Below are 11,675 nucleotides of genomic sequence, written 5' to 3'. Positions count from 1 at the left end.
TATGCCACGAATATTACTGTCATGCAGTAGTATTATTTGTGAAAACATTTGTGCAATTTGTGTTTAAGAAAAATGTTGATTTATCAAAACCTTAGTGTTTAGATTAAATGATTATAAATATTATGTAAATAATAATATTTTTTTGTGATTCAATTTGTAAATTATGTAACTTAGTTATAACTAAAATGATCACGAATCTAAATTCTACATTGTATGAAAAAACATTTATTCCCTCTTTTCCTGCTTGTGTTCGGTGCAAATGTTCAGGCACAGCAGGATCTTCTTGCTATTGCCGGAAAAGATAACTCCGGTATAGTTTTTAGTGATTTCCGTGCCATGGATGCAGCAAGTGGAGCTTCCGGAGAAAAATTGTTTTCGGCAGATACTGTGGCAAAAATATTTTCTCAGGACAGAAAAGGCATTGTATCAGAAGATAAAAATTCTTATAATCATTCCCAAGCGGTTACTATGGCAGCTCTGGCTTACGATTCATCCAACAACAATCTGGTGTATATGCCGATGTTTTCCTCTAATGTTTATGTTTTAAATGCTAAAACTAAAGAAATTACTTTGGTGGAGAATACTGTGGCAAGAGTAACTTCCTGTGATATCAATTCCCACATCACAAGAATGGCTACAGGGTATGACGGAAATATTTATGCTCTTAATAATGCAGGAACACAATTGCTTCAGATCAGCAGAAAAGGAAGTCAGTATACAGTCAGTGACCTTGGGATTATTAAGGATGATATTTCCAATGGGAAAAATTCATTTACGGCGATGGAAACCGGTTTTGGTGGAGATATGATAGCAGATGCTGAAAATAATTTTTATGTTTTTTCTGCATCAGGAAATGTTTTTAAGGTAACTACAAAAGAACTGAAGGCAAAATTTGTAGGCAAGATCTCCGGTATTCCTGAAAATTATTCAGTGAACGGATCTGCTGTCAATGCTAAAGGAAAAGTAGTTATTGCAAGTGCAAAAGGAGACAGTTTATATGAAGTAGATTTGTTAACCCTGCAAGCGAAGGTTCTTCCCGGTGGAGAAAAACCTCATATTTATGATCTTGCGAGCAGATATTTTGCCAATGACAGAAATTCTTCAGTAAATACACCGGCTAATATTGATATTTATCCGACCAGAGTAGATGAACATTTTATCAACGTTAATATAAATGATAAAACTGTAAAAGGGAATTTAAAGCTTAGTGTTTTTGATATTTCCGGTAAAAATGTGATGGAACAGAATCTGTCTGTAAAAGATGGCTCGCTCAATCAGCAGGTGTATCTCAAAAATTTAGTCAATGGGGCTTATATTGTAAGCATTACAAATGAATCCGGAAAATCAATATTAAGTAAAAAAATTATTGTTACAGAATAACAGGTTAGATTATTAATATAAATTCCTTTAACTCTAATAAAATATAAAGCCTTTTCAAGTTATTTTGGAAAGGTTTTTTTAATGATTATTTGATCTTCAATAAGTTTTGTTTTTCGATATTAAAATGTATTTTTATAAAAAAAATATAGATGAAGCTATACTTTAATGTAGGATATAATGCAAGGGCCGGACAGAATCTGCAGCTCGTGATTGTGGATGAAGAAGGTGCTGATGTCCAGGCTTATATCCTGTTTTATGCAGAAAATGGCATCTGGAAATGTGAAGTGGATTATTTCTCAAAATCAATCTCATATAAATATCAGCTTACCGATGAAAAAGGCAATCTTCTTAGAGAGGAATTTGTGCTGCACCGTCTTAATTTCCCTCATAACTACAAAGAGTTTATTATTTTCGATGAATGGAATAATAAGAATTTTCCGGAGAATTATTTAAACAATAAAATCCTTCATAATAAGCTTAACCAGTTTGTTCCCGAAAAAGCAGCTGTTTTAAAAAAGCATACCCATTTATTCAGAATTGAAGCACCTGTTTACAATCCCGACTGGGAAATTGCCCTCTTCGGAAGTACAGCTTCTCTGGGAAACTGGAATTATGATAAAGCGATCCGTCTTTCTCAGACAGATTTTGGAATCTGGGAAACCTCTGTTGAAATTCCTGAGAATGAATTTATCCAATTTAAATATTGTCTCTACAGCAAAAAAGAAGGAAAAATTATTGATGTTGAAACCGGTGAAAACAGATTTACGGTTGCTAATCAGTTGAAAGATGTGCTGCAGATTGTTTCCAATCATTATTTTAAATTCAAGTCTTACCAGATGTATCATGATGCCGGTGTGGCAGTTCCTGTATTTTCTTTAAGAAGTGAGAACGGTTTTGGAGTCGGAGAATTTTCCGATCTTAAAAAGCTGGCCGACTGGACGAAGGAAACTAACCTGGGGATTATCCAGATCCTTCCGATTAATGATACTACAGCCAATTATTCCTGGACAGATTCTTATCCTTACGCAGCTGTTTCTGTTTATGCATTACATCCGCAGTATATTTCCTTAGAAAATCTTGATTTCGCTTTACCGGAAGAATTAGTTTCTGAATATCAGTCTGAAAAAGAAGAATTAAACGCTCTTGACCTGATTGATTATGAAAAAATGATCAAAGGCAAATGGAAATTTTTAAAAGCGGTTTTCAATGCGGAGAAAGAGAAAATCTATAAAGACAGGAACTTTAAAAAATTTATAAAAGATAATGATTACTGGCTGACTCCTTACGCCGCATTCTGTGTCCTTAGAGACAAATATAAAACCCCGAATTTCAACGACTGGAAAACTCATAAAAAATATATCGCAGGAAAAATTTCACAGTTTTTCACTACAAAAAGTAAAGATTATGATGCTTCCATGCTTCATGCCTGGGTGCAATATCAGCTTCATTTACAGTTGAAAGATGCCGTAGATTATACCCACAGCTTAGGAGTATCCTTGAAAGGAGATCTTCCGATAGGTATTTACAGACATTCTGTGGAAGCATGGACAGAACCTGAGCTTTTCGGAATGGATTTCCAGGCCGGAGCACCACCGGATCAGTTTACAGAGCTGGGGCAGAACTGGGAATTCCCGACATACAATTGGGAAGCGATGAAGGAAGATGATTACCGTTGGTGGAAAAACAGGTTTAAAGCACTCGAACAGTATTTCGATGCTATGAGAATAGACCATATCTTAGGGTTTTTCAGGATCTGGAGGATGCCAATTTCTGCTACACAAGGGATTTTAGGCTACTTTTATCCTGCGGTTCCAATTGTTCTGGATGAATTTAAAGCAAGGCATATTCCTTTTGACTTCAACAGATATTGTAAGCCTTTCATCAATGAACGAATTTTGTGGGAATATTTCGGGGAAGACAGCAGTAAGGTTTTTGAATTTATTAACAGCAATGATGACGGAACATATTCATTCAAAGAAGAATTTGATACCCAGAGAAAGCTGGCAGAATTTTTCAAAAAGAACCCAAAAGGCTCCGTAGAAGAAAAACTTATCTCTTTATGTGCCAATGTTTTGTTCCTTACTGAAGAAAGAAATGGCGAAACAGTATATCATCCAAGATTTAATGTGTTTAATACCCACTCCTATACATATCTTTCAGAATGGGAAAGGAAGGCGATTTATGAGCTGTATCATGATTATTTCTTCAGAAGACAGGATCATCTCTGGTACGAGAAAGCGATGGAGAAACTTCCGGTTATTCTTAATGCAACAAAAATGCTGATTTGTGGTGAGGACCTGGGAATGGTTCCTGCCTGCGTGCCTGTTGTGATGGATGAATTGGCGATTATTGCTTTAAAAGTACAGAGAATGCCTTCGGATAATATTCCGTTTTACAATCCTAAAAAAGCCGATTATATGAATGTCGTAACGGCTTCTTCGCATGACAGCTCAACACTGAGACAATGGTGGAAGGAAGATCCTGCACTCACACAGAAATACTTTAACCAACAGTTGGTTCAATATGGAAAAGCTCCGGAAGAAATGGATTCTCATCTTGCAGAGATTATTATGAAGCAGCATCTTTACACAGAGGCGATGCTGGCTGTTTTTCCGATCCAGGAATTTCTGGCAACGGATCCTGAGCTGACCAATCCGAACATGGATAATGAAAGGATCAATAATCCTGCAGTGTTTCCGCATTACTGGCGCTACAGGATGCATTTAAAGCTGGAGGATTTAAAAGCTAAGAAATCTTTCAATGAAAAAATAACCTATTGGATAAAAGATAGCGGAAGATCATAAATTTAACATTTGATTATCAATTGTTTAACTATAAATTAAAAGAAGTTTGATCTTAGGATTTAACTTCTTTTTTTTATTTACATCCAAAAGATAGAATAGAGATATTCTGCTATATACTAACCAATTAACGATTAGAGATGAAAAAAATACTTTTGGGATTTGCCTTGGGACTGGCAGCTTTGTCTTCCGCCCAGCAGTATCCAAATAACGGATGGGGGGATAACGGATATTATCAGAATGGAGATGGCTATTATAATGATGAAGATGACAGAAATTATTTCCCGGACGATTATTACTATAACTATCCTCAGGATTATTATCCAAGCGATTATTACCAGGGATACTATAATGACTACAGAAACAGTGTTGTAAATATCAACTGGAATGTATTCTTCAGAGATAACAGGCTGAACCGATGGCAGATTGATCAGATCTTAAGTCTTAATAACCTGTATGTGAATTTTTCTACCTGGAATAATTTTTACAGATACAATCCTGACAGATGGTATTATGACAGATTCTATGCATTGGAAAGAATTTTAGGACCAAGAGTATTTGTTGTTTTCCAGAACAATTATTACCGTGGAGCAAGCCCGATTGTTTACTTTCAGAATTACAGAAGAACCTATTATGCACCGAGATATGCAGTAATGCCGAGATACAGGAATGTAAGTATCAATGTGTACAGGGTAGATAGAGCGAAGTTCCGAAGAATGGACAACCCGACTTTTAATGTAATCAGAAGCAGCAGATCTGATAATGGATTCAGAGGATCCAGAGATAATAATAATTACGGAGGTTTCCGTAAGCCGGCTGATCAAAACAACGGTTTCCGCAATGAAAATAATGGGGTAAGAAATAACGGAGGATTCAGAGGGAATTCAGAAAATAACGGAACACGTGGAGGATTTGGAAATAATGGTGGTAACGGAGGTTTCAGAGGAAATAATGAAGTAAATAGAGAAAGAGCTCCAAAAAGAGAAAATAGTGGAGGGTTTAGAGGAAACAGTGGAGGTTCCAGATCTGAAAATTCACCGAGACCACAGAACGACCGCGGCAGTGAAAACAAAGGGGGTGGTTTCAGAGGCAGATTGGTAAACAGATAATTATATAATTTTCATATATTATATTTAAGTGGTGTGAAGGGCAGATTTTAGGATCTGTCCTTTTTTTATTTTATGTATTATTATTTTAATATTAAAATTTAACATTTTTTATGAATATTTCGGTTTAACTTATCTTTTAACTAATAATCAAAAAGATGTATAACAATTAATTAAATATTTTTTAAGATGAAAAAATTAATTTTAGCAATAGCATGTATCGGAATAGGAAGTTTTGCAATGGCACAACAAACAACAACTCCACAGGATAAGCAAGCCAGAAAAGCAGAGAGGCATCAAAAAATGCAGCAGAAGCATCAGGAGCACCTTGATCAGATGCAGAAAGATCTTAATCTGAACGACTCTCAGGTAGCACAGATTAAAAGTCTTCATGAAAAAAGAAAGTCTGAAATGAAAGCTGATTTTGACAAGAATAAAGATGCAAGACAGGCTAAAATGGAAGAAATGAAAGCTAAAAGAGCTCAGATGGATGCTGATATGAAAAAAATCCTGACTCCTGATCAATATGATAAATGGCAGGCTGACAGAAAAGCAAAAATGGAGCAAAGAAGGATGGCAATGAAGGATAGAAAAGTGATGAAAAAGACTATGAATACTGCTGCTCCGAAAGCAAAATAACAGCTCATAATTTTGATTTTTTAATGTGTGAAGGACGGGTTTTTTACCGTCCTTTTTGTATTAATTTTCATTAAAACTTTTGATTTCGGGCTTTTATTGCGTATTTTTGAATATAAATTTATACTTATGATCAGCGAAAAAATTGCAACGTTAATTAACGAACAGATAGCTCACGAACAATATGCCGCACAATATTACCTTTCAATGTCTGCCTGGTTTTCAGGAAAAGATCTTGACGGAATTGCAAACTACTTCAGAGTTCAGAGCAAAGAAGAATTGATGCATGCAGATAAAATGTTTGATTTTTTAAATGACGTAGGCGGTGAAATCATCATCGGAGAAATTGCCAAACCTCCACATGAGTTCGAAAATGCTACGGATATTTTCGAAAAAGCATTGGAACACGAGAAAAAAGTAACCAGAAGTATTTTCAACATTGTAAAAAATGCCAATGATGAAGGTGATTTTGCAACAACATCTTTTATGCAGTGGTTCATCAATGAACAGGTGGAAGAAGAGGCTAATGCTTCACAGTATGTTACAAAAATCAAGATGGTATGTGACAATCCATCTGCACTCTATCTTTTTGATCAGGAATTGTCTCAGAGAGTTTTTGTACCGGCTACAACAGCTTAAATACATTATATTGTAGAAGCCGCCCCGGCGTTCGGAGAACGCCGGGGCGGCTTTATTTTATTATCAGGTTATCCACAAACATTTGTAATATTTCTTTCTGATTATTGACAAATATGCTCTTTGAATTTTATGATATGTTTTTGTTAATCAGTTTATTGTTAAGATATTTTAAAGTTATTAACATTGTATTGTGGAAAACATTGTGGAAAAAGATAATCGATTCCGGCTATAAATAAATCAGCTGAGTCTTTAATACCTTTCTTCCCAGACTTTCCAGAATATGTTTATAATTCTCAATTTGTCGCTCATTCTTTTCCGTTTCTTCACCCGTTTTAAAATCCACAATTACATAGCCTTCTTCATTTTTCAGAATACGGTCAGGCCTGAAAATATGACTTTGTCCTCTTTCTGAGATCATAATATCTTTTTCATTGATCACTTCCCATTTCTCGTCAAAAAATTCAGCGTATTTTCTGATGATCTGAACTAAAGTTTTCTGGATATCATCTTTCTCTTCCAATGTGATCTGTCCGTCCAGAACATAGCTTTCCAGGACTTTGGCTGTATCTTTCTCCGTATTGATTTTCGAAAGTAATTCATGGACAAAAAGCCCGATCCTTACCTTTTCGTTCCGCACCTGGTAATTTTTGGAGGGAGTTGCAATCTTGATGGACGCTCTATTTTCATTGATATTTTTAAGGTTCTGAATATCCTTGGTCTTAAATAATGATGTTTTATCTTTAGAATGCTTTTTCAGCATTTCCGGATGTACCTCATACAGATCGAATTCATCAGACTCTTCCGTATTTTTTCCGTTGAAGAATTCCAGTAGTTCAAGATTATTGGATGTTTTATTCGCTTTCTGAAGATAGAAAAACAGCTGCTCAACAGGGCGGGTAGTCGCTACATACTGAAGACATAATCTGTCAATAAGGTTCTTATAAGAATTTTTCTTATTAAATGCCTCTATTTCTTCATCATAAACCTCAAGGTTTTTGCTGAACTGATTGATGTTGACTGATTTCAAAGCATCATCATTATTGGTATCAAACCAGTTCGTAAATTCACTGTCCCGGTTCTTGTTCATCATCGGGATAAATACGATTGGGAATTCCAGTCCTTTAGATTTATGGATTGTCATGATCTGTACGGCATCAATATTTTCCGAAGCCTGGATTGTATAAGCAGAAGCCTCTTCATCCCAATATTTCAAAAATTCTTTCGTGCTGGCTCCAGCATTCTGTGTAAAGTTGAAAAGCATTTCAAGGAAATTCAGGAGAAAATCTGTTTCCTTGTGTTCCACAGCAAATTCATTGATGTAATATTCCACAAAATTATACAGATTGAACCTCGGAAAATTTTCCTGTTTCAGTTTCAGGGAATAGGTATTCTGAATAAACTGAAGAATTTCCTCATGCGTTTCTATCTCCAGGATTTTGTTCATTTCCAATGTGAAATCTGCCATCTGAATTCTTCCCAAAGCATTCAGATAATACATCATCATGATCAGATTGGGTTTGTTTTTAGGATTGATTTCCCATCGAAGAAATTCAATAACTGCCTTTAAAGTATTGGAAAGTTCAAGTGTCAGGCCTTTGTCAGAAATTGTTTTAATATTCGTTTCTTCTCCATGGTAGTTCACTTTCAGATTTCCCAGTTTTTGAGAATAGCTGAAAATATCAAAATTACCACGGCATAAGATCGTAATATCCGAAAATTTGAAGCCATTATCCAGGCTTTCCTGAATGTCCTTCCGCATTCTTTCCGAAGTGTCATTATAAAAATCCTCATTCGTAAGATTTTCGATCAGGCTGACTTTTACACGGCCTTCAATCTGGGATTTCGAGCTTTGTTCAGCATCTTCCCCGAAAATATTCCGGTGTTCCTCCTCCAGACCTTCAGAATGATACCGGTACAGCTCATTATTGAACTGTACAATATTTTTAGCACTTCGCCAGTTGTCCTTTAAGACAAGAAGAGTTGCTTCCTTTGGTGAAAATTCTTTTTTGTTGATAATATCCAGCATCAGCTTACTTTCTCCACCCCGGAATCTGTAAATACTCTGTTTAGGATCTCCCACAAGAGTAAAAGAAGTATTTTCTGTAGAAACACTGTGATCACGTAACGGAATAAAATTCTGCCACTGCAGTTCCGAAGTATCCTGAAATTCATCAAAGAAATAATGCTGAAACTGTGATCCTACCTTTTCATAAATAAAGGCCGATGGCTCATTCTTAAGATTTTCATTGATCAGGATATTAAATTTTGAGAGCAGGACAAGATCATTTTCTTCCTCAATTTTTTTTAATTCATCCTGAATGTCTTTATTCACCTTTAACGGAAGAAGGGCAGATAGGATCTTTTCCTTCTTTTGGGTTTCAATGTATAAAAGGATCAGCTGCATTCTGTTGTCAAGAAGCTGGTCCAGAATCTCGAAGATCTCGGGTTCCTTATTTTTGGATTTCGAAGAAGCTCCCTTCCTGTAATTGTTGACTACAGATTCTTCCTGCGTTGTGGGAAATGGAAATCCCGGTCTTTTCTGATTGTAAAAATCCTGAACCTTAGTGAAAAATCCTCCGAGTCCGTTTTTTCCCTGTGCAAAATCTTCTATATCAATATTTCTGGACCGGAAAATCTCAATAGATTGGGCCGCAAGCTCGGCGGACCGTTTTTTATTCTGGACGATTTCTTTTCTAAGCGTATTTTTTATATTCTCGTAATTCGTGTCATCAAAGCTTTTGTTGCTTTTCAGATGTTCATAGTGAATATCCTTTACAAACTCTTTTGCAGAATCATAAAGATTTTTATTAAGATTGATCCTTTCATTATTTTCCAGACTGTAATCCACATAATCCATGAAAGAATTGGAAATGTTTTCATTCTCACCGATTTGGTCCAGCATTTTATCCACGGCTTCGATCAGAAACGGTTCAGCTTCAATTTCAAGATTAAAGTTTTTGGCTAAACCCAATTCGTAGGAAAAGCTTCTTACCAGTCTTGAATTAAAACGGTCAATTGTTCCGATGCTCAGCGTTGAATAATTATGAAGCACATAATCCAGCAGTTTCTTGGAACGGTTATGGAGCTCATCAATCGTTATTTTCAGCCCATCCGCCTCAAATGCTTTCTGAATGTTCTTCAGATCACTGTTTTGTGCAAAATTATCCGCTGAAAAGTTTCCCAGCCAGGATAAAATTCTTTCCTTCATCTCATTGGCCGCTTTGTTGGTAAACGTAAGCGCGAGAATATTCCGGATCGACTGCTGCTGATTGGGATAGCGGAGACAGATCATCAAAAGCCTCTGGACAAGGGCATATGTTTTCCCCGACCCGGCTGAAGCATTGATCACTGTATAAGAATTTTGCATTGCTGAATTTAGAATTGAGACTGCAAGTTAGCTAATTTTTAAGTGAAATTTTAACAATTCAGAGGAGTGATTTAACAGTTTGCTGAGCAAAAATCAAAAAGAAATCCTAAAACACGTTAACTGTGGTTAAACTTATCATTTACTTTAAAAATAATTTTAGATTTGCTCTATAAAAAACTTGTCCGTGAAATTTAAACTACTCTTTTTTTTAACCATCCTTTTTTTCGTTAATACCCAAGCCCAGAATTATATTTTTGGGAAAGTGACTTCTGAAGACAGCTCGGAAATTCCGGATGTAACTGTAATTAATATCAGAACGGATGAAAGAACAACGACCAACCGGGACGGACATTTTATGGTTTCGGGAAGGGCGGGGGATGAGCTTCGCTTTGTAAAATCAGGCTATGATCGTCTCGTTAAAAAAATTTCCAGAGAAAATATAGAATCTCCTATTAATGCCACTTTGGAAAGAACTACCATATTGATTCCCGAAGTAGAAATCAGGCAGGGAATTACCGAGGACCTTAAGATTGATGCAAAAAACCTTAACAGACCCAAAAAGGTAGAGAAACTGGTAAAAGATATAGATAATTATATTTCACAGAAATCAGATCCAAGAATACTGGCTGCAAAACCCGGAGAATTTGTACAGCCGAAAGGGCAGGGCTTTTCTATTGGAAAAGTCAAAAACAAATGGGATGATATTGATTTGGGTAGCTATCTGAAAACAGCGCTTGGTGAGGAATACTTCACGGATTTAAAAATTGAAAAGTCCCAGATAGATCATTTCATCAGCTATGTTCTCGCAGGTGGTTTTGAAAGGAAAACGATTCTGAAATATGGTTTCTGCAGCGATGCTGATCTCTACAGGTTTCAGCGTTTTGTACTGACGAGAATTTCCTCTTACCGCGCTCCACAGACTCAAAGATAAAAGGAGATGAGAACTTATATTAAACGAATCTTTTACACCATTCCTTTTTTTGTTTCGGCAGGATTTTTTTCTCAGCAGCAGATAACCGGAACAGTGACAGAGAACAGCAAAAAAAATATAACCCCGGTTTTAATTATCAATGTTTCTAACAGGAAAAGCACATTGAGTGATACTTTAGGAAACTTTACGATAGAAGTATCGGAAAATGATGAACTTAGATTTGTAAAAGAAGGATATTACCGTTTTGATAAAAAAATAAAACAGGAAGATTTTAGATTTCCCCTGATGATAAGTCTTGACAAAACTGAAATAGAAATCCCTGAAGTAAAGATTACTTATAAGCCCACGGGTAACCTGGAAAGAGACAACAGGCATCTTAATGAATCCAGAAAAGTAGTTTCTTTAAGATCAGAGTTGGATGAATATATGAAAAGTCCGCTGAATGAAGCTTTACCGGATAATACAGTTTCAAAGACCTTTAAGCCGGATTATAATGCCGGACATGTAAGTATTTTAGGCGTTTTGGATGCTGCTGTAGGTTTGTTCAAAAAAGCGACAGAACTTAAAATTACCAAAGCCAATTATACAGAAACACAGGATTTTATCAAAAAAGTAAAGGAAGAAATAGACTTAGAGTTTCTGAGAAAGTATGGCATGAATGAAGAACAGATAGATCATTTTTTAATCTATGCCAATGATATCCGTATGATGGCGAAAAAATACAGAAAAAATTTTAAGGCAGATACTGTAGAATATGAATTAAAGATAGCTTTTTCCGAATACAGAAAAATCCGTAAACTGGACAATCTTTAATT

8 protein-coding genes are annotated in these 11,675 nt (G+C 35.8%); 7 read left to right on the top strand and 1 reads right to left on the bottom strand.

What is annotated here, in order from left to right; all coding sequences use genetic code 11:
* Positions 1 to 213: 213 nt before the first annotated feature.
* The 5 genes from DRF60_RS10220 (at position 214) to DRF60_RS10200 (ending at position 6,562) form a co-directional block, all read left to right on the top strand.
* Positions 214 to 1,380 carry a T9SS type A sorting domain-containing protein gene (locus tag DRF60_RS10220; protein ID WP_116011989.1) on the top strand — a complete coding sequence of 389 codons (1,167 nt, stop codon included), beginning with the start codon at positions 214 to 216 and terminating at the stop codon, positions 1,378 to 1,380.
* A 149-nt stretch (positions 1,381 to 1,529) separates the two neighbouring features.
* Positions 1,530 to 4,184 (top strand): 4-alpha-glucanotransferase, encoded by a 2,655-nt coding sequence (locus DRF60_RS10215; RefSeq protein WP_116011988.1) that lies wholly within the window; start codon positions 1,530 to 1,532, stop codon positions 4,182 to 4,184.
* Positions 4,185 to 4,321: 137 nt separating this feature from the next.
* On the top strand, positions 4,322 to 5,290 hold the full coding sequence (locus DRF60_RS10210; protein ID WP_116011987.1) for a hypothetical protein: 969 nt from the start codon (positions 4,322 to 4,324) through the stop codon (positions 5,288 to 5,290).
* A gap of 186 nt (positions 5,291 to 5,476) precedes the next feature.
* Positions 5,477 to 5,926 carry a hypothetical protein gene (locus DRF60_RS10205; RefSeq protein WP_116011986.1) on the top strand — a complete coding sequence of 150 codons (450 nt, stop codon included), beginning with the start codon at positions 5,477 to 5,479 and terminating at the stop codon, positions 5,924 to 5,926.
* Positions 5,927 to 6,052: 126 nt separating this feature from the next.
* Positions 6,053 to 6,562: a ferritin gene (locus DRF60_RS10200; RefSeq protein WP_116012079.1), complete on the top strand. Its 510-nt coding sequence runs from the start codon at positions 6,053 to 6,055 to the stop codon at positions 6,560 to 6,562.
* Between the two features lie 226 nt (positions 6,563 to 6,788).
* Here DRF60_RS10200 and DRF60_RS10195 read toward each other — a convergent pair whose 3' ends face one another.
* Complete coding sequence (locus DRF60_RS10195; RefSeq protein WP_394337453.1) at positions 6,789 to 9,944, bottom strand: UvrD-helicase domain-containing protein; 3,156 nt, start codon at positions 9,942 to 9,944, stop codon at positions 6,789 to 6,791.
* A gap of 169 nt (positions 9,945 to 10,113) precedes the next feature.
* On the opposite strand from DRF60_RS10195, the gene DRF60_RS10190 reads away from it, so the two are divergent.
* Together DRF60_RS10190 and DRF60_RS10185 are read left to right on the top strand one after the other, a co-directional pair.
* Entirely contained in the window at positions 10,114 to 10,860 is a 747-nt protein-coding gene (locus DRF60_RS10190) for a carboxypeptidase-like regulatory domain-containing protein (RefSeq protein WP_116011984.1), read from the top strand.
* A gap of 6 nt (positions 10,861 to 10,866) precedes the next feature.
* Complete coding sequence (locus DRF60_RS10185) at positions 10,867 to 11,673, top strand: hypothetical protein (protein ID WP_116011983.1); 807 nt, start codon at positions 10,867 to 10,869, stop codon at positions 11,671 to 11,673.
* The last annotated feature ends 2 nt before the right edge of the window (positions 11,674 to 11,675 follow it).

Origin of the sequence: Chryseobacterium elymi (assembly GCF_003385495.1) — a bacterium.
Taxonomy (GTDB): domain Bacteria; phylum Bacteroidota; class Bacteroidia; order Flavobacteriales; family Weeksellaceae; genus Chryseobacterium; species Chryseobacterium elymi.
This window is presented reverse-complemented; position numbering and strand designations above follow the sequence as displayed.

Excerpts from the sequence above, each read along its gene's own strand:
- DRF60_RS10220 (WP_116011989.1), top strand. The coding sequence starts at position 214 with ATGAAAAAACATTTATTCCCTCTTTTCCTGCTTGTGTTCGGTGCAAAT.
- DRF60_RS10215 (WP_116011988.1), top strand. The coding sequence starts at position 1,530 with ATGAAGCTATACTTTAATGTAGGATATAATGCAAGGGCCGGACAGAAT.
- DRF60_RS10210 (WP_116011987.1), top strand. The coding sequence starts at position 4,322 with ATGAAAAAAATACTTTTGGGATTTGCCTTGGGACTGGCAGCTTTGTCT.
- DRF60_RS10205 (WP_116011986.1), top strand. The coding sequence starts at position 5,477 with ATGAAAAAATTAATTTTAGCAATAGCATGTATCGGAATAGGAAGTTTT.
- DRF60_RS10200 (WP_116012079.1), top strand. The coding sequence starts at position 6,053 with ATGATCAGCGAAAAAATTGCAACGTTAATTAACGAACAGATAGCTCAC.
- DRF60_RS10185 (WP_116011983.1), top strand. The coding sequence starts at position 10,867 with ATGAGAACTTATATTAAACGAATCTTTTACACCATTCCTTTTTTTGTT.